Below are 20057 nucleotides of genomic sequence, written 5' to 3' on the forward strand. Positions count from 1 at the left end.
ATGCGCCGCCGTAAACTGAAAGAAGAGTTTGGAGCCTCAACCATCCGCTCACTGTTGGGTGGACGCATTCCCATGGCGTCGCTCGTTCAGACCATAGCCGTTGCCGAGTATCTGAACTTTCGCCATGCAGCGAACATGCTCGGAGTGAGCCAGTCCAGCGTCAGTACGAGGGTGAAGACCTTAGAGGAAGATTTAGGTATTCGGCTGTTCGAGCGGCACACGCGCGGCGTGCGTCTTACCGAGGCAGGCGGCCACTTTGTCAAACAAGTAACGGCTTGCCTCGACCAGCTCGACCAAGCCGTCAAGACCGCTGGTATGGTCGCGCGTGGCCAGCACGGCCACCTGCGCATCGGCGTCAACGGCCTGACTTCCAAGAGCTTCCTCGCGGACCTGCTCTTCCAGTATCGGAATCAGAATCCAAGTATCACTCTGGAAATCGCCAAGGGTACGGCCCGCGGTTTGATAATGCAGGTGCGCGCAGGCCGGCTGGACATGGCCTTCGTGATCGGCTCACCCGAACCGCCGGACTGTCACTCTCGCCGCATCTGGAGCGAACCAATCCTGGCCGCGCTCCCGGTGGGACATCCTCTGGCAAGCCGCGCCAGCATCGTATGGGGCGACTTGGCGGGGAAGACCGTCGTTGTACGCCATGGCGGCACCGGGCCGCACGTGCATGACCATATCATCCTGCGCCTTGCCGAGACGTGGTCAGCGCCTTCGATCCTGCGCTTCCAAGTCGGGCAGGAAACCCTGCTGTCGATGGTTCGACAGGGATTCGGTGTAACCATCGTGGAAGCTTCCGCAGCCTCGATCCCATCTTCCGAGGTTATCTACCTACCATTTGCGAACGAACCCGAGCCGCTGATCTTCTCGGCGGTGTGGTCGTCGCACAACCGCAGTCCGGCGCTGCGAAATCTGCTTAACCTCGCAGGTCGGATGAGGCGTGAGTCAGGCAGGTAATCGGCGGAACACACTTCCTACATCGGACAGAGCGTCGGTTCGCCGCCATTCCTGGTAGACAAGAACTTGAGGCTTCTGCAGAGGGCCGCTTAAGCCCTTGCAATAGCGGCGCTGTCGCTGTGTTTCTTCAGCCTGGTGGATGACTCAAGCCAGCGCGCGGTGATCCCAGTTCCCGCAAACCATCATGGTTTCGACATCGAAATGATTGCCGCCGCCAAAGGATAGAACAATGCCACACACTTCAACACCCGCTTTCGTCGATCCGCGCACTGGCGCCCGTCTTCCCATCGACACGCTCGCCTGGCGTTCTCAAGACGGCAATCCGCTCATGGTGAACGATCTCGCGGGGATCAAACGCGCGGACGTTCGCACCGGCGTTCGCACCATCTGGCGCTATGCCGCCGCGCTCCCGGTTGAAATCGCAGAGCCGGTCTCGCTGGGTGAGGGAATGACGCCACTCGTTAGCGCAGACATCGATCGCATCTCGTGCCGGTTGAAGCTCGAATGGTTCGCTCCAACTGGCTCCTTCAAGGACCGCGGTGCTTCCGTCCTAATCTCCCATCTACGTTCCCTCGGTATCACGTCGGTGGTGGAGGACAGTTCCGGCAACGGCGGAGCGGCGATTGCCGCCTATGGTGCGGCCGCTGGCATGGCGGTGGGCATCTTCGTACCGCACTATACGCAGCCGGCCAAAATTGCCCAGCTTCGCGCATACGGGGCCAAAGTGACGCTTGTGCCCGGCACGCGTCAGGACACGGAAACGGCCGCTATCCAAGAGGCCGAGCGCACTTACTATGCCAGCCACAATTGGCACCCGATGTTCCTGCAGGGCACGAAGACGCTCGGCTACGAGCTCTGGGAAGAGCTCGGTTTCCGCGCGCCCGACAACATTGTTATTCCGGCAGCAGCCGGCAGCAATGTGCTTGGTTGCCATATCGCATTCAGTGAACTCCTTGCTGCCGGCGAGATCACGAGTATGCCTCGCATATTCGTGACGCAGCCCGAGAATTGCTGCCCTGTCCATCACGCTCTCCATCCCGAGGTGCTGCAAGGTCGCACACCGGACTATTCCACGACTGTCGCAGAGGGAACGGCAATTCGTAATCCGCTTCGGCTTGACGAGATGGTCGCTGCCATTCGCGGCACGGGAGGCGACAGCACGGCGGTAGCGGAGGCCGATATCATCGCCACGGCAAAGCGCCTCGCTGCGAAGGGGTTTTACGCGGAGCCGACTTCGGCCCATGCGGTGGCCGGGCTGCGGCAACTCGTTGAAGCGGGTCGGATCGGGCGTGACGAGGAGACGGTGGTGATTTTGACCGGCTCGGGGCTGAAAGCAACGCAGTTCTACGCCGATCAATTCGGGTGACTGTAACAGTTTTGTCCAACTGAAAATCGGACAGATTCTTCATAACGCTGTGCCGCACTTAGCAAGGCGCGAGGCACGACAATCTGTATCTGTAATCGTCAGGCTTGTTTCCGAAACCAGTCCAGCAGCGTCGTGAGCCGTTCTTTTGCCGGATGGCTCGTGAGGAAAACCGCCCAGTAGGTTGGTCCCGGCAACGCGATGTCCGACAGCCGCAGGAGCGCGCCTGTCTTCAATTGATCGCCGACGAGATGTTCCGAGGCGAGCACGGCTCCCTGGCCTGCCAGAGCGGCATCCAAAGCGTGGACTTCCTCGGAAAATGTCTGGCTGATTTTCGGTGAAGCGCCGTCTGCCTGCGCATGGGCCTGCCATTGCTCCCAGCTCGGCGCATTCGCTGCTCCCGATCTCCAGCGATAGTGCAGCAACGGCAGAGAGAGAACTTGATCCGGCAAAAGCAGTTCCGTGCCCGGCAGCAGGCCAGGAGCGCAAACGGGGATGAGCCGGTCTGGAAACAGCCGGTGGCATTCGGCATCCGTGCCGGGGCGCTCGGCATAGCGTATCGCCATGTCGATGCCCGAGACATGCAAGTCCGCAACGCGGTCATCCGCCTCGATGGCAACGCTCAATCCTGTCTCTTCGCGCAGTTGAGGGAGCCGAGGCATCAACCACCTGCTGGCGAAAGCCATGGTGAGGGAAAGGCGCAGCGGGTCATCCTGACGGTCTGACAACTGCTCGATGCCGGTTGCGATGCGATCGAGAGAATCCCTGAGCACCGGAAACAGTTGTTCGCCCGCGGATGTAAGACGGACCGGGCGCGGATAGCGCCGAAACAGCTCGACGCCCAGGATCTCCTCAAGCTGCCGTACCTGATGGCTGATAGCCGTCGGCGTGAGATGCAACTCTTCGGCAGCGCGCGTGAAATGCAGATGCCGGGCGGCGGCCTCGAAGGCGCGCAAGCCGTGGAGCGGCGGAAGCTTTCGCAACTGTAGACCTCCCGAGGCTGATCACTATTCATGATGAATCTGATTCATCCATCCCCTGAGATATACGCTTTGGCCAGCGTTTTCCACGCCTGATAATTCGAAAGGCAGACCCAACCAGCAATGAAAGGAAAATTCGATGAGCTGGCTATATCTTGGAGCTGCCGTAATCTTTGAAATCGCCGTTGCTATCAGTGCCGGGAAGGCGAAAGGTTTCACGCATATCGGGTGGACCGCCGTAACTCTCGTCAGCGGCGCAATCGCCACCTTCTTCCTCAGCCTGGCGCTGCTGACCTTCGACGTAGGTGTCGGTTACGCCATCTGGACCTCGGTCGCGGGCGTCGGCATCGTCGTCCTGGGCGCGCTGTTCTTCGGCCAGGAATTGAACGTGAAGAAACTGCTCGGGATCGCCCTCGTCATCGGCGGGGTGGTCGGCCTGCGACTTAGCGGCGCGGCATAACGCCTCCACCCATCCCTCCCAATCTGAAAGGAACCCGAAATGACGAATGCAATTGAACAGCCGCAAAGCAGCGGACGCGCCTGGGCCATGTTGATGCTCGCGAGCGCCTTCGAGATTGGCTATGCGCTCAGCGTCGGCGGCAGCCAGGCCTTCACGGTTCTCGGCTGGTCCATCGCCGCGCTGTTATTCTTCCTGCTGACACTCTATTTCCTGAGTGCCGCCTTGCGGGCCATCGATGTGGGAATCGGCTACGCTGTATGGGCAGGCATCGGCTCCGTCGGCGCGGCCGCGGCAGGCACCGTCCTTCTCGACCAGCCCCTGACGCTGATGCAGGCATTCTGGCTCGCGGTCATCATTGCCGGCGTCGTCTGGTTGAAGCTCTCCGACAGTCCGAAGCTCAAGGAAGCGTCCTGATGGTGGCCGGCGCTTCATCCCGCCTGACGCAGCTCATGGAGGAGGCCGTCGCCTTCTCCATGGAGCATGTCCACGAAGGCGGCATTCCATTCACCGCTTTCGTCATCGACCGCCACGGACAGATCCTCGGGCGTGGGGTCAACCGTGTGCGGGCCCATCACGATCCGACTGCTCATGCCGAGGTCGAAGCGATACGTGATGCCTGCCGCACGCACGGCACGACCCATCTGAGCGGAGCGACCTTGCTCGCATCGGGAGAGCCCTGCGCGATGTGCTACATCAGCGCGCGCAGTGCGGGCATATCGCAGGTCTTCTTTGCTGTCGACCGTGACGAGGCCGCTGCGCATGGCTTCGATTATCGCGGCAGCTATCGTCTTTTCGCCGATGACCCTCAAACATGGCAATCGCCTAACGTGAGCAAGCTTGCTGTGTCGACGGGATTGAAGCCTTTTCTGGCGTTTCATCCGAAACGGCGCGCTCCGTAGGATTGCGGCTTTACGAAGTCCGCCTCCGCACAGAAGCTCTGATCCTGACAGCAAGTGACCTGCCATCGCCCGGTATTGGCAGCTATTCCTCACAACGCTTGCCTCGTCTTGCGGCCGGGCGTAGTTAGCGAGCCGCTTTTCGTCTTAAGACAGACGACAAGGCCGCAGCGGCGACGGCCTTGTCCCGATCAGTCATCCCTTTGTCAAACGCTGCATGCCTGCGGCTAGCGTCCAAAGCGCGCGATTAAGGCCGACATTCTGATTAATGCCATTTATGGATCGCCCTTGCGTGCGGCGAATGCGACCATCCGACGCCAGCCGCAGCCCCAGCAAACCGCCTCGGACAAGATTCTCCCGAATGACGTTGAAAGCCGTCCAGGGGTCTTGATGGTTATCCTCGCGGCGGCGCGGGACAATGATCCGATCGGGCCTGATGGGCCTTTCTCCGCTCACTATGCTGGCGCGAGCTTGAGCGCCACGATGCCGAGAACGATCAGCGCAACGCCGCCGAGCCGCATCAGGTCGATGGTCTCGCCGAGCAGCACCGTTCCGGCTGCGCCGATGCCGGTCCATACCGCATAATCGGTGCCGACCGGCAGAACCTCCAGCACCCGGCCGAGCAGATAGACGAAGGCGGCGAGTAACGCGAGAGACAGGATAGTCCAGCCGCGGTGTGTGTAGCCTTCGGCATAGTTCATCGAGATTGCCCAGGCCACGTCGAGAAAGCCGGCGATGATCAGCAGCAGCCATGCAAGACCTTGGCTCATCCTTGCACCGCCAGCGGTTCTGCCGTCACGACGCCACCTTCATGCCTTCGGCGTGTATAGCCTCCCGCACGGCGGGACGTTCCCCGACCCGCGCCTGGAAATTGCGCAGATGCGGGAAGGCGGAAAGATCGACCTTGGCGAAATCCGACCATCCGACAATGGTGAACAGGTAGGCGTCGGCGGCGGTGAAGGTTTCGCCGAGCAGGAAGGGGCCGGCTGCCGCCAGATGACGCTCCACATGGGCCAGCCGCTGGGCAATCCTGGCACGCGCGACCTCCTGCGCCTGCACGCCATATTCCGGGTGGAACAGCCACGGGCTGAACATCTTGTGGAGTTCGGTGGCGATGAAATTAAGCCAGGATTGCAGCGCCCCGCGCTCCGACGTGCGAGCGGCGGGGGCGAGCCCGGAGCCGGGCCTGAGGTTGGCGAGATATTGGACGATTGCGACGCCCTCCGTCAGCACCGAACCGTCGTCGAGGACCAGCACCGGCACGTAGCCGCTCGGGTTCACGGTCGTATAGTCGTCACCATTTCCAGTGACATGCGGCGATTTTCTGATGTCCACATGCTCCAGATCGAGCGGGACACTGGCTTCGCACGCCACGATATGCGGCGAGAGCGAGCAGGTGCCGGTGGCGTAGTAGAGTTTCATGGTCCAATCTCCTACAGCCGGTAGCCTGATGTCGAAGCCAATCTAGCGCCAGCGGACGCGCAAGGCTCATTGGCATTTCGCCAGCGGTGCTTGCGTGACTGCAAGCGAAGAAGATGCTGTTCCTGTCAGCATGGACGATTGGAACGAAGTCAGGCTCGTGCTGGCGGTTCAGCGCGCCGGCAGCCTGACGGCGGCGGCGCTAGCGCTCGGCATCGACCACTCCACCGCCTTCCGCCGCCTGAAAGCGCTGGAGGAACGGCTCGGCGTGCGGCTGTTCGAGCGGCTTCCGGCCGGCGCTTATCAGACGACCGAGGCAGGCGCACGCATGGCTGCCGGCGCCGAGCGCATGGAGGACAAGGCGCTGGCGCTCGACCGAGACATCTCGGGCCGTGATCGTCGTCTATGCGGACGCCTAAAGGTCACGTCATCCGAGACGCTGGCCTACAGCCGATTGACAACGCATCTCGCTGCGTTCCGGCAGGCCCATCCCGGCATCGTCGTGGAACTGGCGATCGACAATCGCGTGCTCAGCCTGTCGCGCCGCGAGGCCGACATCGCGTTGCGGCCGATCCGTCCGAAGGAAGGCGATCTCTGGGGGCGCAAGCTGTCGCGCATCGCCTGGGCGCTCTATGCCAACGGTGGCCCGCTCTCAACCGCCAGCGACGTGGATCGCCATGCACTTATCGGCTGGGAGGAACCTGCCCCGGGCATCGCCGCGGCCGACTGGCTTTCGCAGGCAGCCCCCTCGGAGGCGTTCGTTTATCGCACGAACAGCCTTGTCAACCAGCTCGTCGCAGCGAAGGCCGGCATCGGACTGGCGCTGCTGCCCTGTTATCTCGGCGACAGCGAGGCCGGCGTGACAAGAGCCGTGCCGGAGCCGGTCGCCGAATTGAGCGGCGAACTCTGGATCGTCACCCATGCCGATCTCAAGGGGACGGCGCGCGTGCGGGCCTTCTTCGATCTCGTCGGCGAAGGGTTGGCGCGCGAGCGGGAATTGTTTGAGGGTGCGGCCAACTCGTATGCAATGGGCCGCGCTATCGCTACCTGATGTCTTGGAAACGGCAGAATTCCGATCGGTCCCGACGTATATGATCGTACTGGCGATGTCTGATGCCCTGTCTTCAGGCAGAGCGTGGAGCGGTTGGCATCGCTAGCCGCATGAGCGCTGAAACAGAGACGAACGCCCCCGCCGGAGCGGAGGCCGTGCGCATACATTGGATCAGGATGTGAGAGCCTTAAAATGGAGGTCCTTAAGCACCCTGATCACCATATTCCTGGCTGACGAGCAGTTCGGCAAGTTTCTGCGCTGCGGGCCCAAGTGCCTCGTCCCGACGGTGGGCGACATAAGCGCTGGATGTAATCTCCCCATTGCGGCCCATGGCGCTAGCATTGAGGCGCACGAGCGTTCCCTGTTCCAAATCCCTCTCAACGAGCCAATGGGGGAGCCGCCCCCAGCCTGCTCCCCCCAGGATGAGATGGTGCTTGGTATCCTGCGTGTTGACGCGGCAGGTCTGTGAAGAAACCACTCCGAAATCCCGGCCCGCCGATATGTCGGACGGGTCGGTCAGAACGATCTGGAGATGATCGGCAACATCCATCAGCTCCAGTGGTTGGCCCGCATGGCTGTGGGCCAACGGATGGTTTGAAGCGACGACCGCGACCTGGCTGATGGATATCAGCGGCGCGAACTTGATGCGGGGGTCGCGGAAATCTTCACCGACCATCACAGCAAGCGCACAACGGCTCTTCCTGAGCGCATCGAGCGGACCGCCCATAGCCTCCGACCAGACGCGGACGGCAACGGCAGGGTAATCGTGTCGCATCCGTGAGATCGCGCGTGCAACCTCCTGCATGGGAAAGAGTGTATCGACGGAAATCGCGAGTTCCGTTTCGACACCATGCGCAAAACCGCGCGCCTGGGCGCGCAATACGTCCACGCGGAGAATGATGTCGCGTGCGTTGCCGAGCAATATCTGCCCCTGCGGTGTCAAGGCCGGCTTGTAGCCGGAACGGTCGAATAGTTCCACGCCAAGTGCGGCCTCAAGGTTGGCGATGGTGGCGCTGACGCCCGACTGGACGCGTGAAAGCTTCTGGGCTGCGGAGCGGAAGCTGCCGCTGTCGGCAATCGTTACGAAAGTCCGGATCTGATCGAGCGTAAGGGCGTCCAGCATGATCTGTCCTCATGATCGTCTATATCATTTTTATATCACTTATTTCGCTCGTTCATTTGGAGCAACCTTCCGCTCAGTGAAATCAACGCGAGGGTCAACGAGATGACGAAGGTGCTGGTGCTTTACTATTCCTCTTATGGGCACATCGAGACGATGGCTTCGGCCGTGGCTGATGGCGCGCGTGAGGCGGGTGCGACGGTGGCGATCAGGCGGGTGCCGGAGCTTGTTCCCGAAGCTGTTGCTGCAAACTCGGGATACAAGGTCGACCAGTCCGCGGCCGTCGCAACGGTGGCCGAACTCGCGGATTACGACGCCATCATCATCGGAACGCCGACCCGCTTCGGCAATATGGCGTCTCAGATGAAGAACTTTCTCGACCGGACCGGCGGGCTCTGGTTCGAGGACAAGCTGGTCGGAAAGGTCGGCAGCGTCTTCACCTCAACCGGCAGCCAGCATGGCGGGCAGGAAACAACGATCCTGTCCACCCAGACCGTTCTGTTCCACCTCGGCATGATCATCGTCGGCCTGCCTTACAGCTTCAAGGGCCAGATGCGCATGGACGAAATCACCGGCTGCTCGCCCTATGGTGCATCGACGCTCGCCGATGATGGACAGGGAGGGCATCGCGAGGTCAGTGAAAACGAGCTGGAGGGCGCGCGCTTCCAGGGACGGCATGTCGCCGAGATCGCGGCCGCCCTCGTGGCTGGGCACGCGGCAAGGGGCTCGTGATGGACTCGCCATCCACAACGAAAGCAATGTCCACGCACTGGACTGCCGTGTTCGTCATCGTTGGTAGCGGAATTGCAGCTGCCTTGCAGGTTGGCAAGGCAGCGATTGCAGCGCCTCTGTTGCAGAACGATTTTGGTATCGGGCTGACGGCGATCGGCTGGCTGACTGGAATATTTGCGCTCATCGGCCTTGTCGGCGGCATTCCGACCGGGGCGTTTGTCGCGCGTTTCGGTGCGCGACGCATCCTCATCATCGGCCTTTTGGTCACGACAGCCGGCGCGGCCTTTGGCACGGCGATACCAGGACTGCCCAGCCTGTTTACCGGCCGCATTATCGAAGGGGCGGGTTTCCTGCTGGTGACGGTCGCGGCGCCCTCATTGCTCCAAGAGGTTACGCGACCAGCTGATCGTGATCTGGCCTTCGCCCTCTGGAGCTGCTTCATGCCAATCGGCATGGCGGCGGCGATGCTGGTGGGGCCGTTCTTCGAAGACTGGCGGACAATGTGGTGGGCAAGCAGCGCGCTGGCGCTGGCCATCTGCATCGCCGTTCCACTTGTCATTCCGGCCGGCGGGCAAGGCCAGATCATGTCCTGGAACAGCTTGCGTCGCGACAGCATGACCGTGGCACGCGACCGGGGCGCTGTGGGGCTGGCGATCACCATTGCGCTTTACAGCATGATGTTCTTCGCGGTCTTCAGCTTCCTGCCGGTGCTGCTGATGGAGCGGTTACAGGTGACGCACCAGACGGCAGGACTGCTCAGCGCGCTGGCCTCGGCCGTGAACGTCATCGGCAATCTGACGGCGGGTCTACTCCTCTCCAGGGGCTTTAGCCGCCCGGCGCTCCTGATCACCGCGTGCCTCGTTATGGGACTGACCAGCTTCGGGATCTTTCTCCCCGTGCTGCCGGACGGTGCGGCCTTCGGCCTGTGCCTGTTGTTCTCGACTGTCGGCGGTGTGATCCCGGCGATCCTGCTGTCCTCCGCGCCACTCGTGGCGCCAGCGGCAGGGTTGGTTCCGGTCGTTCTGGGTCTGATCATTCAAGGCAGCAATCTCGGACAGATTCTTGGTCCGACAGCCATCGGCGGCGCACTGGATCGGTTCGGCTGGGATTCAGCCGCCTACATCGTGGCGGGCACGGCGGTGATTGCCGTGCTCGTGGTGGCCTCGACGCTCAGGAGGGTCGGGGCAGAGCGGGTAAGCTTCGGGATGGGAGAGCACTGATGAGCATCGAATTCAACCACACGATCCTGGCTACGCAAGACGCGCACGGTTCTGCCCTGTTTCTGGCTGAAATACTTGGGCTCCAGCCGCCGCGCAGATGGGGGCCATTCTGGATGGTCACCACCGACAATGGCGCCAACCTCGACTATATGGATGTGGGCCATGCCGTCGTTCCGCAGCATTACGCGTTCCTCGTCGATGACACGAGTTTCGACGCTTTGCATGACCGGCTCGGCAAGCGGAGCTTGCCTTACTGGGCTGATCCCCAACGGCGCAAGCTCGGGATGAACGATCATGATGGTGGTCGTGGGCTCTATTTCAACGATCTCAACGGGCACCTACTCGAAGTGATAACCCGCCCCTATAGCAGCGGCGGCTGGAACCCGTGACCGACGATTGCGGAAAGCCTATCTCGAAGAGGCCGAAAGTTCGGCAGATCCTGGAAACCGCTATCTACGTGCGGAACGTCGCGCGCGCTGCGCAGTTTTATGACCGCGTTTTCGGCTTTCCCGATTTGGTGCGTAACGAACGCGTGGTCGCTTATGACGCAGGGAGCGCAACTGTTCTGCTGCTGTTCAAGCGCGGCGCAACGCTCGTTGACCTGGTGGTGCCGGGTGGGACCATTCCCTATCACGACGGCACCGGTCCGGCCCATTTTTGCTTCGCCTTCGACCCGGATGCATTACCCGACGGGAAGAACATCTGAAGGCGCAGGGCATCATGATCGAAGCGCGGATGCGCTGGGAACTGGGCGGAACCAGCATCTACTTTCGTGATCCCGATGATCACCTGATCGAACTGGGAACGCCGGGTATCTGGCGAACCTTCTAGAACAAGAACCAAAGAAATAAGGACAGTGCCATGAAGGCCCGTTTCGACTTTCCCGCTGTTGCGCCTGACGCCTATGAGGCGGTGGCCGCTCTCGACACCTATGTGCGCAAAGCGTCCGGGATTGAGCCCCGGCTTCTGCACCTGCTCAAGTTGCGGGCCTCACAGATGAACGGCTGCGCCTATTGCGTTGATATGCACGTCAAGGAAGCGCGTCGCGATGGGTTGGGCGAGCAGTGGATCAACCTGATAAGCGTCTGGCGCGATTCGCCTGTCTTCGATGCACGTGAGCGGGCGGTGCTTGGCTGGACCGAGGCGCTGACAAACGTCGCACGGACACACGCGCCGGACACTGACTTTCAGCCGCTCCAGGCATTTTTCACGGAGGCGGAGATCACCCGCATCAGCGTGGCAATCGGGACGATCAATGTCTGGAACCGCCTTTGCGTCGGCTTCAGGTCGCAGCATCCGGTGGACCAGAGCTGAGCGAACGCGGATGGGCGCCTGCACGTCGCCACGCTGATGAAGCGCGGCTCACTCAAGACGAGCACCGCGACGCAGTTTGCCTAATTCATGGGTAGTCGGCTTTTGGAGGGCCGGCCATGGGCGACAACTCGAGTTTCGACCTTGAGCGCTGGCTTGCGCCATTTCTCGATGCTCTGCGGCACAAGGTTCGGGCGCGGATGTGTCCAGTTTATGTGGCGGGGCTGATCGGTGCTGGGATCGCAAGAGCGTCCATATCCTTCCCGTTTTTGGCCTAATCAGAGCCCGTCCACAGTGCAGCCTTTGTGAGCTTTTTTACAATCCTACTCTACTTCACAATTTAGGACGTGCCGCAGAAGCGAAACCATATTTCCGTGCAACACCGACGATAATGAGCGCGAATAGCAATATCGCGATCACTGTCCACGGAAACGGTCCGACGCCAGCCTTCTCCAATAGAAATCCCCCGAGAATTCCGCCGCCAGCCATGGCAAGGTTCCAAATCGTCACGATCATGGATTGTGCGACATCAGCGGCTTCACCTGCGGTCTTCGCCGAGGCAGTCTGGAAGAGTGTGGCCGCGCCGCCCCAAGCCAATCCCCAGACCACGATACCCATAAGGACTGCGGTAGCGTTGGTGCCCTCCAGGCCGAAAATAAGCGCCGCTGCGATAAAGAGTACAGTGCTGCCGAGGACGAGTTCGCGAAGCCAGCGATCAATTAGGACACCAACGATCCAGATGCTCGACAGCGCTACAACACCGAAGAATAGAAGTGCGAGATCAACGTGCTCGCCGAGCCCAGACGGTGCCAGAAAGGGCGCAACATAGGTATATAGCGTGTTGTGGGCTAGCACGAAGGCAAATGTGGCGAGCAGAACCGGCCTGATGCCCGGAATCCTAACGACATCAATGAGCGAAAGGCGTTGTTTGCCCATTTGGCCGGGGAAATCGGGTAGGCGCCTCGCGGCCCAGAAAAACAGAATCACTGCTAATCCGCTCAATAGGCCGAAGACTGCCCGCCATCCAGCGATCGAGGCCAGGAAAGTGAAGGCGGGGATACCGATCGAAAGAGCCAGTGGGATGCCGACCATCGCAACAGTCATCGAGCGCCCCTTCAGATGGCCCGGGACCATTCGAATTGCATAGCCGGCAACCAGCGCCCACAGCAGGCCGGCAAAAATGCCGGCAACGAACCGCGCGGCGATGGTAAGGGCGTAGCTGGTCGAAAGGGCGGTCACCAGATTGACGGCAGCGAAGCCGCCGATGGCGATCAGCAACAAGGGGCGTCGCCGAAATCCTTGCGTCGCCGCCGTCAGGGGGATGGCGGTTAGTAGTGTCCCGATCGCATAGACGGTGACGAGTTGGCCGATCAGCGCCTCAGAGACCACCAGACTGAGGCTCATGACCGGCATTATGCCTGCCGGGAGGGCCTCCGTCAGCACGGTGACGAAGGTCGCGAGAGCCAACGCCGCGAGATTGGCCAGGGGGAGCCGGTTCTGCGGTTCCGCGCCTGCTGGCGGATGTGTCGATCGGCCAGTCCAGGTTTCGTATGTCTTGTCTGTCGAAGTCATGGAGCGCCTTTACAAATAATGGTTCTAATGGCGGTGAAAGTTGCTTTATTCGGCTCCGTTTCACCGCTCCTCGCCCATCATTCATCAGATGCGCACTTTAGAGAATTGCGCTATAATTCTAAACATAGCGGAATGTTATTCGGAAAAGGCATAGTGCAGGTGGACACGCTAGGAACCTTAAAAATCTTCGTCCAGGCGGCGGACGCTGGCAGTTTCACCATCGCGGGACGTCAACTCGGCCTATCGCCATCCGCCGTAGGAAAGGCAATCTCCCGCCTGGAGGGGCATCTTGGCGCGCGCCTTCTTCACCGTTCAACGCGGACTGTTACACTGACCCCAGAGGGTGGGTGCTTCCTGGAACGTAGCCGGCGCATTCTGGGCGAATTGGAGGCCGCCGAGATGGAAGTCTCCCAGACAAGGACGACGGCGACCGGTACGATGCGAGTGAGCTTGCCGCTTGCAGGCATGTTGATGATGCCGGCCCTTACCGCCTTCATGCAGGCTTATCCTGCGATCGATCTCGATCTCGATTTCACCGACCGGCTTGTTGACGTGATCGATGAGGGTTTCGATGCCGTCATTCGCGCAGGTGAAGTCAACGACTCGCGCCTGATGACCCGAACTTTGGGGCCATTCCGCCTCATGCTGGTATGTTCTGCCGACTATATCGAGCGGCATGGGTTGCCAACGGAGATCGAGCATCTCAAGGAGCACGCCTGCCTCCACCATCGGTTTGCGACCAGCGGCAAGCTGGAACGCTGGCCTTTCGTAAAAGATGATCAGCCGATCGACATCGACCTTCCGCGCGCTGCGGTGGCAAATACCATCGAACCGTTGATCGATATGGTGGCGGCAGGTCTAGGCATCGCGTGCCTCCCCGATTTCGCGATTGACCAGGAATTGAGGAGCGGCAAATTCAGGGTCGTGCTTGACGAACATACCCGCCACGAAGGTACGTTCCGCATTCTCTGGCCGTCGAGCCGTCACATGTCGTCCAAGCTTCGAGCGTTCGTAGACTTCATGGGAAGCAACTTCTTCACCGGATTATAGGGCTGGCTCGGGAAAACTGGAGAGGTGGGATAAGTGGAGTTTCTGAAGGCGGCATGATGGCCGCGACCGGAGAGACCATGACAAGCACGCCTGCTGCGTGCTGAACGAAATCGAAACGCCTTGGCGGCCGTCGCTTTCGCGTCACAGCGAAATCATTCCTTTGATCACTGCACAAATTACCTCGGGATCATCCACTGGGATATTGTGGCGACTGTTGGTCGCAATGATGTGGCGCGAATGAGCGGTAAGTGCTGCTAGTTCGTTCTGGTTCTGCAGATGAATATTCCTGAGAAGATCGGAAACGAGCCAGGTTGGCGCTCGCTTTCCCGCAGTAATGACTGTTAGCGGAACATTCGGGAATGTGGGAGCTAAGAAAATCTCATTACCGATGTCGGCCATGAGAACCACCTCCGTGAACATGCCCGGGCCAAGCCATCTGTCCCATGCGCGCGCCACCCACCGTGAAAAGCGGACCAAAGCGTCACCTGTGTCTGCAAGAAGATCTTCCTGTTTCGGATGCGTCGCATCCGCCATAACAACACCGGCAACCATGTGCGGATAGTGCCGTGCAATGAGTTGTGCATAGAGGCCGCCCAACGAGTGGCCCACCAGATAATAGGGTGGGGCCAATTCCAACCTGGCGAGCAGGTCAAGCAAAGCGTCCGTTTGGTCACGACCGATTCTGGATACCTGTGAATTTCGCTCTGTTGACGGTGAGCGATCATAGACCAAGACGCAGCATGAATCTGAGAGACTGGACGCGACCTTGTCCCTGTAGCGCATTCTCATCCCGGCGCCAGACATGAGAACCACGACCGGCCCACCGTGCCGAAAACGCGATAGGTCTTAATCATGGCGCCCATCAACGGCTGCAAGGAAGCTGTTCACCTCGGACAGGAATTGGTCATGAGCTTCGAGTTGAGCCCAATGACCGCAATGGGGTACGATAACCAAGCGGGACTGAGCCGTACGAGAAGCAGCGCGTTGGGACGCCTCTGGCGGCACCAGCCGGTCCTCGGCACCATGAAAGAATAGTGTGGGGACGGTAACATTATGAACGTTACTGGACATGTCGTTGCGCATGCCATGTCGCCCGAGGGTTACCTGATTATGTCGGGCATAGGCGATGCCACCGCGCGGCTGCCTCGCTTCGCGAACAAATTCGGCAACGACCTCTGGCGGTATGTTGGCCGGGTCAGCCACCATGGTGCCAAGAGCGGCGACAGTGAAGCGATTAGAGAACCTGATGGCGGGTAACAGAAGCCAGTCCAGCGTCTGCGCTGCCAGCCCAGAAATGAGTGCACTGATGATTGCCGATCATCGGAACCAGTCCGCCTGGTGCGATGAGAACACGACCTGCAACCCGCTCGGAATGGCGAAGGGTAAGGTTGAGTGCGACATCGCCGCCCATGGAGACGCCAAAAACAATGGCGCGACTGATGCCGAGTTTGTCAAGCAAATCGACCGTCACAGCTGCAAGCGCGCCAGGGCCACCGACCGGTCGGGCCGCCACGCTCCCCCCAAATCCTGGCAGGTCCGGGGCCCAGACTGAACGACTTTGGCTCAACGGGTTCATAAGCCGATACTAGGAAATGCCAGCATTGTCGCTGCCGCCGCCATGGATGAGAAGAATGAGGCCGGCGCGAGTACACGCTAACCGCGCCGCAAAGCCTCGAGCCCAGCGCTCAACGCGCTGACGTCGCCATGCTCCAAACCGAAGGGGGCATCTAGCAGTGGGAATGTGCTCCTGTAAAAACAGACCCGCTCCCGCATGGCATCGATTCCGGGGTAGGACCTCCGCATCAGTGCGAGAAAATCGTCCCCTAGGCCAGCCGAAAGGCTGGCGAAGTAGTAGGCCGGATCACCGATCGCGCATCCGGCAAAGTCGATGATGCCCGAGACCGTGCCATTGTCGACGAGGATGTTTCCCGTGCCGAAGTCGCCGTGGATGACCACTCTGGGATGCGGCTCGCCGTTGCCGGCGAGAAACCGCTCGAACTTGGCGCGCACCGCCATGGCAGTGTCGGTAGGTAGCAGTGGCGAGACCTTGGCATCGACTTCCGAAAAGAGCGCGGACCACTCGGCCAAGGGATCATCTGGGTCGTCCGCGCCGCCGAGTATTTCGACCGGCAACGCATGCAAAGCCAGAAGGAAGTCCGCAAGCCTGTCTGCCAATTGCTGACGCGCCGTATAGCTCACACCGGCAAGATCGAGAAGTGCCGCGCCCGGCAATTTCGTGTGCATCGCGACAACAGTACCGGAAGCAAGCGTCATGGCGGCGAGGTTTGGAATGGGCAGCGGCAGTCGGCCGACAAGCGCCGCTAGCACCTTCGTTTCCCACTCAAGATCGCTGCGTGCGCCCTCATGCCGAGGGAGCCTTGTCGCCCGCTACGGCGAGGATGAAAGCGCCGTAGCGCCCGGATCAGATCATCATGCCCCGCCGCCGCGAAGACGCAGGACAAAACCTCTGGAGCACGCTCAACGTCATTCAGGAACATTTGACCAAGGGCGGGCTGCGAGGTCGTAAGCAGAATGCCGAAGGCCGCATCCGTCGCGCACAGACCCGCGCCATCAACGGCATCGACCAGAATGTGACGCTTAATCGCGCGCTCTGGACGCTGGCGGAGGGGATGCAGAAACTGAAGGGCGCTTGATCTCGAACACGACTGGGCCGCCACCTCCGGCGGCCCTCCATTCGCGACAAAGATAGGGGTGGGAAAAATTGCCATGCCCTCGAACATAGCCGCGCTCGCCGGGCTGCGCCCGGCTCGCAAAATCATGCAAGCACTGTTAAGAATAAAATAACCAAGCGTTACACGCTCCAGTTATCTGGATACCGCGACTACAATTATTTCGAATTGTATTGGACGTTCTCTATCCGGGCATTGTTCTGCGTGTCCGGTATAGAGAGGTAACGCCATGCTGAGCATCGACTGGCGTTCTCCGGCGGCATACAGATTTGCCAATAGCATCCCCGCTGCCGGTTTCGCTTTGGAATATCTTCGCCGCCACGACGAATACCGTCGCGAGTTTCAGGCAATCCACGGATTAAGCGAGCCAGATCCGAAGTGCCTGGGTTGCAGCGAAATCTGAAAGAAAGACGATGAGCGTGCCGCTGCTGGCAATTGCAGCAGCCGGCGTTTCCGCCTTAAAGGCGCCAATGCGCTGCAGAGCGTCCGTTGCACTGGCTACGATTCCAAACGATGACGCTCTTGCCGGAAGTCACGAGCGCCTTGGCGAGTGCACAGCCCCATACGTCCCAGCCCGATCACGGCTACATCACTCATCGCTTCGTCCTTGACGAGGATGTTACATTCTGTAATTTACATTTCGTAAGTTTCTGAGCAAGGGGGAAATGTGAAGCTGAAGAGAGATGTGCGTCGTGAACAGATGCTCGATGTCGATGGAAGTCGTCCGCAATCAGGGCGCGGATGAACTCACGCTTGGGACGTTGGCTGCAAAAGCAGGGGGCACTCGTCCAATCGCCTACGAACACTTCTCAACCCGGGCCGACCTGTTGGTGGCGCTGTTCAGGCGGCTGGAGGAAAACTATGTCCATCGGCTCCGCTCTGCTCTTCATGAAGCGCCAACCGAACTCACTGCCGTAGCGGATGTTATCAGTCAAGCCTATATCAGTTGCCTTGCCCAGTTTGGTCCGGAAGCTCTCGCCATCTCGGCCGCCCTAAAAGGGACAGAAGAGATGGCCGGCAGCACCGGCTCATGCTCAACGTATACGTCGAGCTAATGTGTGACGCCCTTCGGCCGTTCTCCGACCTGGAAGATGAGCGCTTCCGACCTGTGTGCGGCGGTCTTTTAGGCGCAGCGGAGGCCCTTGCCTCCGAGACTCAGGCCGGGGAAAGAACGATGAACTTTGACCAGCGCGCGAGCCTAGGTGAAATAGCGTCGGCTCTCGGGCGCCCTGAAATCCTAACGGCCGTCGTTATTGAAGGAGTACAGAACAATCTCGTGCTCGATACCGGCAAGCTGATCGTTCGGATCGCCTCGGCCAAGACACGCTGCTCGTCTGCGGACATGCGGATTTCCTTCATGGTCTCGCTGGCGTCGATGAGGCGCGGGAAATCCTCGGCCAAGGTGAAGACGCCTTCAATGATCTGATCCTGAATGCCGGCTTTGTGGGGAACGCGGATTTCCTCGAACCGCTCGCCCGCAATCATGCTGTTGGTGCATACGAAACGGAGCATACCGGCGAACATCTGATAGGCGCTGGTCCCGTCATGGCTGTTGACGATGATGACTTCCGCCGCCTCCGGCTTGCCGATGCCGCCATCCCGGCGCAGGCGCAACATGTGTTTGGCGTGGCCGTGACGCGAACCGTCGCGCGGAACCGACTGCACGGTGAAAAACGGGAGCCAGCCTTCGCGGCGCAGACCCTCCACGATGTCGATGGTGGGGACATAGACGTAACGCTCCGAACGGCTGTCATGGGCTTCGCTGGCGAAGATCGATGGGACATGCCGATAAAGCGCCTCGTTATCCAACGGCTCGCGGCCGCTGATCTGATGGGAGTTGCGGCCGAACCGGGTGGCGAGCTGGTGATACATGGTCTTTCCTTTCGTGGGCTTGGGTTGGAGCGCAGCGCTGCGCTGCAACCCTGCCCGTCGGCGAGACCTGGGGGTGCAAGGTGCAAGGGCGACCGGGACGGAGGGGGATCACCCTGCCTGCACGGAACGGAGGAACGACGTGGAGGAAGGCCGGGGATACCGTCCCGGTCGAGAGTCAGCGATCCCTTGCGCCGCGCCGGGGGGAGTCCCCAAGCAAGCCGCCCGGCCAGCGCGGAGCGGAAGCCGGGCACGAGATCCGATCGGGAGTCCCGTTCTCCCGATTCCTTGTTCCTTGAAGGCGGCCGACATGAGCATGAAGAAGCCCCGCCGCGGCGGGGCTTCTTGAGGGGCCGGACTTACTCCCCGTTGCGGCGGGACCAGATGAGGTTGTGGCTGCTGCCATCTTCGGCTTCGACCAGGCTGGAGTAGATCGGGGCCGGGAAGCTCGGATCGTCTAGCTTGACCGAGAGGTATTCGCGGTGCGTTTCGCGGGCGGTCTTCTTCCAGGCCGCGCCGAACTCGGTCGCGCCGGCGAAAATGCGGAAGTCTGGGCCGCGCTCGCTTTCGCCTACGGAGGGGACGAACTTGGCCTTGACGTTGAGGGTCAGGGTCTTGACCGCGCCGGTGAAACCTGCGGCGGTTTCGTTCTTGGTGAAGGTGCCGATGGTCGCCATTGTCGCATTCCTTTTCCTGTCGGGCCGCTCGATTGCGACCTCATATGAGGAGCCACTCGTCAAGCTGCTGTTCGAGCGGCGTGTTGGAGCTTCTTGTGACGCCCCAATTACAGGGCGTCACACTGGAAGAGATCAGTCACCGGAGCGGCGGTCCGGCCGCGACCAGATGAGGCTGAAGGCCTTGCCGTCCTCGTCTTCGACCAAGTTGGCGTAGAGCGGTGCGGTGAAGCTCGGGTCGTCGAGCTTGAGACCGAGGTAGTTACGGCCTTCGTTGGACTGCTTGGACCAGGCGGCTCCGATTTCGATGCGGCCGACGAAGACTCGGTGGCTGGGAGCGTTGTCCCCGCTGGAGCGCGTATCGGAAACGATGCGGACGTTTTTGGTCTGGAGGGAAAGGGTGACGATCTCGCCGCTGAAGTCATTGCCGGACTGCTGGAAGGTTCCGATGGTAGCCATTGTCGTTCTCCTGACTGAGTTGCCGAAGCCGCCCCTTGCGGCCTCGATAGCGGTCGAGAGGCGCCGATCTGGCCGACTGCATCCCAACGGGACCGCAGCGCTAGCACAGGACGGCGAAAGCCGGACTTGTTGTCCCGCGAGGAATGCAGCAGAGCTGCAGGGGAAGAAGTTCGGTGAAGCCGTTGCAGGATCAGGACAGATTGGCGTCAGACCCGCCTGAAGAGAGGTCGC

At 60.6% G+C, this 20057-nt stretch carries 26 protein-coding genes and 1 pseudogene; 15 read left to right on the forward strand and 12 right to left on the reverse strand.

Annotated features, from left to right (window positions below; translation table 11 throughout):
* Positions 1–960: a LysR family transcriptional regulator gene (locus CN97_RS00950; protein WP_242685158.1), complete on the forward strand. Its 960-nt coding sequence runs from the start codon at positions 1–3 to the stop codon at positions 958–960.
* Between the two features lie 229 nt (positions 961–1189).
* Entirely contained in the window at positions 1190–2326 is a 1137-nt protein-coding gene (locus tag CN97_RS00955) for a pyridoxal-phosphate dependent enzyme (protein ID WP_035705812.1), read from the forward strand.
* 98 nt (positions 2327–2424) lie between these two features.
* Here the strand turns inward: CN97_RS00955 and CN97_RS00960 are convergent, their stop codons facing one another.
* Positions 2425–3279, reverse strand: coding sequence for a LysR substrate-binding domain-containing protein (locus CN97_RS00960; protein WP_242685159.1), 855 nt, complete (start codon positions 3277–3279; stop codon positions 2425–2427).
* A 163-nt stretch (positions 3280–3442) separates the two neighbouring features.
* On the opposite strand from CN97_RS00960, the gene CN97_RS00965 reads away from it, so the two are divergent.
* Genes CN97_RS00965 through CN97_RS00975 form a run of 3 tightly spaced genes read left to right on the forward strand, consistent with a single transcriptional unit; the run spans position 3443 to position 4662 of the window.
* Positions 3443–3763 carry a DMT family transporter gene (locus CN97_RS00965; protein WP_035705818.1) on the forward strand — a complete coding sequence of 107 codons (321 nt, stop codon included), beginning with the start codon at positions 3443–3445 and terminating at the stop codon, positions 3761–3763.
* A gap of 39 nt (positions 3764–3802) precedes the next feature.
* On the forward strand, positions 3803–4177 hold the full coding sequence (locus CN97_RS00970; RefSeq protein ID WP_035705821.1) for a DMT family transporter: 375 nt from the start codon (positions 3803–3805) through the stop codon (positions 4175–4177).
* Positions 4178–4212: 35 nt separating this feature from the next.
* Positions 4213–4662, forward strand: coding sequence for a nucleoside deaminase (locus CN97_RS00975; RefSeq protein ID WP_084683963.1), 450 nt, complete (start codon positions 4213–4215; stop codon positions 4660–4662).
* 452 nt (positions 4663–5114) lie between these two features.
* Here the strand turns inward: CN97_RS00975 and CN97_RS00980 are convergent, their stop codons facing one another.
* Both CN97_RS00980 and gstA read right to left on the reverse strand, forming a co-directional pair.
* Complete coding sequence (locus CN97_RS00980; protein WP_035705826.1) at positions 5115–5429, reverse strand: DMT family transporter; 315 nt, start codon at positions 5427–5429, stop codon at positions 5115–5117.
* 25 nt (positions 5430–5454) lie between these two features.
* Entirely contained in the window at positions 5455–6081 is a 627-nt protein-coding gene (gene gstA, locus CN97_RS00985; protein WP_035705828.1) for a glutathione transferase GstA, read from the reverse strand.
* A 130-nt stretch (positions 6082–6211) separates the two neighbouring features.
* Between gstA and CN97_RS00990 the strand changes: the two genes are divergently transcribed.
* Positions 6212–7129, forward strand: coding sequence for a LysR family transcriptional regulator (locus tag CN97_RS00990; protein ID WP_051910874.1), 918 nt, complete (start codon positions 6212–6214; stop codon positions 7127–7129).
* Positions 7130–7331: 202 nt separating this feature from the next.
* Here the strand turns inward: CN97_RS00990 and CN97_RS00995 are convergent, their stop codons facing one another.
* On the reverse strand, positions 7332–8252 hold the full coding sequence (locus CN97_RS00995) for a LysR family transcriptional regulator (RefSeq protein WP_035705831.1): 921 nt from the start codon (positions 8250–8252) through the stop codon (positions 7332–7334).
* 102 nt (positions 8253–8354) lie between these two features.
* On the opposite strand from CN97_RS00995, the gene wrbA reads away from it, so the two are divergent.
* From wrbA to CN97_RS01020, 5 genes are all read left to right on the forward strand, one after another.
* The gene (gene wrbA / locus CN97_RS01000) at positions 8355–8981 is read left to right on the forward strand and encodes an NAD(P)H:quinone oxidoreductase (protein ID WP_035705834.1); all 627 of its coding nucleotides are present in this window, start codon (positions 8355–8357) and stop codon (positions 8979–8981) included.
* Positions 8981–10201 (forward strand): MFS transporter, encoded by a 1221-nt coding sequence (locus tag CN97_RS01005; RefSeq protein ID WP_051910875.1) that lies wholly within the window; start codon positions 8981–8983, stop codon positions 10199–10201. Before wrbA ends, CN97_RS01005 begins: the two co-directional genes overlap by 1 nt.
* Positions 10201–10590: a VOC family protein gene (locus CN97_RS01010; RefSeq protein ID WP_035705839.1), complete on the forward strand. Its 390-nt coding sequence runs from the start codon at positions 10201–10203 to the stop codon at positions 10588–10590. The genes CN97_RS01005 and CN97_RS01010 overlap by 1 nt, the downstream gene beginning before the upstream one ends.
* A complete protein-coding gene (locus CN97_RS01015) occupies positions 10587–10907 on the forward strand; it encodes a VOC family protein (RefSeq protein ID WP_207391642.1) in 321 nt (106 codons plus the stop codon). Before CN97_RS01010 ends, CN97_RS01015 begins: the two co-directional genes overlap by 4 nt.
* 155 nt (positions 10908–11062) lie before the next feature.
* Positions 11063–11515 carry a carboxymuconolactone decarboxylase family protein gene (locus tag CN97_RS01020; protein ID WP_035705842.1) on the forward strand — a complete coding sequence of 151 codons (453 nt, stop codon included), beginning with the start codon at positions 11063–11065 and terminating at the stop codon, positions 11513–11515.
* Positions 11516–11845: 330 nt separating this feature from the next.
* Here CN97_RS01020 and CN97_RS01025 read toward each other — a convergent pair whose 3' ends face one another.
* Positions 11846–13084, reverse strand: a complete 1239-nt coding sequence (locus CN97_RS01025) for an MFS transporter (RefSeq protein ID WP_084683930.1) — start codon at positions 13082–13084, stop codon at positions 11846–11848.
* Positions 13085–13111: 27 nt separating this feature from the next.
* Between CN97_RS01025 and CN97_RS01030 the strand changes: the two genes are divergently transcribed.
* A complete protein-coding gene (locus CN97_RS01030; protein ID WP_211253652.1) occupies positions 13112–14134 on the forward strand; it encodes a LysR family transcriptional regulator in 1023 nt (340 codons plus the stop codon).
* A 141-nt stretch (positions 14135–14275) separates the two neighbouring features.
* Here the strand turns inward: CN97_RS01030 and CN97_RS19710 are convergent, their stop codons facing one another.
* The 4 genes and pseudogenes from CN97_RS19710 to CN97_RS01055 all read right to left on the reverse strand — a co-directional run.
* Entirely contained in the window at positions 14276–14938 is a 663-nt protein-coding gene (locus tag CN97_RS19710; protein ID WP_088217111.1) for an alpha/beta fold hydrolase, read from the reverse strand.
* Positions 14939–14980: 42 nt separating this feature from the next.
* Positions 14981–15445, reverse strand: a complete 465-nt coding sequence (locus tag CN97_RS21420) for an alpha/beta fold hydrolase (RefSeq protein WP_368073540.1) — start codon at positions 15443–15445, stop codon at positions 14981–14983.
* Positions 15369–15710: an alpha/beta fold hydrolase gene (locus CN97_RS21425; RefSeq protein ID WP_084683933.1), complete on the reverse strand. Its 342-nt coding sequence runs from the start codon at positions 15708–15710 to the stop codon at positions 15369–15371. Before CN97_RS21425 ends, CN97_RS21420 begins: the two co-directional genes overlap by 77 nt.
* Positions 15711–15787: 77 nt before the next feature.
* Positions 15788–16501 (reverse strand): annotated as a pseudogene (locus tag CN97_RS01055) (phosphotransferase family protein); the annotation flags it as partial.
* Positions 16502–16566: 65 nt separating this feature from the next.
* Between CN97_RS01055 and CN97_RS01060 the strand changes: the two are divergent.
* From CN97_RS01060 to CN97_RS01065, 3 genes are all read left to right on the forward strand, one after another.
* Positions 16567–16788: a DUF932 domain-containing protein gene (locus CN97_RS01060; RefSeq protein WP_035705858.1), complete on the forward strand. Its 222-nt coding sequence runs from the start codon at positions 16567–16569 to the stop codon at positions 16786–16788.
* Positions 16789–17053: 265 nt separating this feature from the next.
* Positions 17054–17227 (forward strand): transcriptional regulator domain-containing protein, encoded by a 174-nt coding sequence (locus tag CN97_RS20860; protein WP_165496682.1) that lies wholly within the window; start codon positions 17054–17056, stop codon positions 17225–17227.
* Between the two features lie 304 nt (positions 17228–17531).
* Positions 17532–17879 carry a TetR/AcrR family transcriptional regulator gene (locus tag CN97_RS01065; RefSeq protein ID WP_165496683.1) on the forward strand — a complete coding sequence of 116 codons (348 nt, stop codon included), beginning with the start codon at positions 17532–17534 and terminating at the stop codon, positions 17877–17879.
* Between the two features lie 100 nt (positions 17880–17979).
* On the opposite strand, the gene CN97_RS01070 is transcribed toward CN97_RS01065, so the two are convergent.
* From CN97_RS01070 to CN97_RS01080, 3 genes are all read right to left on the reverse strand, one after another.
* Complete coding sequence (locus CN97_RS01070; protein WP_242685163.1) at positions 17980–18696, reverse strand: DUF932 domain-containing protein; 717 nt, start codon at positions 18694–18696, stop codon at positions 17980–17982.
* 356 nt (positions 18697–19052) lie between these two features.
* Entirely contained in the window at positions 19053–19370 is a 318-nt protein-coding gene (locus CN97_RS01075) for a DUF736 domain-containing protein (RefSeq protein WP_035705861.1), read from the reverse strand.
* A gap of 132 nt (positions 19371–19502) precedes the next feature.
* Positions 19503–19826, reverse strand: coding sequence for a DUF736 domain-containing protein (locus tag CN97_RS01080; protein ID WP_035705864.1), 324 nt, complete (start codon positions 19824–19826; stop codon positions 19503–19505).
* Positions 19827–20057 lie beyond the last annotated feature (231 nt).

The organism is Haematobacter massiliensis (assembly GCF_000740795.1).
In the GTDB taxonomy this organism is placed as follows: Bacteria; Pseudomonadota; Alphaproteobacteria; order Rhodobacterales; family Rhodobacteraceae; genus Haematobacter; species Haematobacter massiliensis.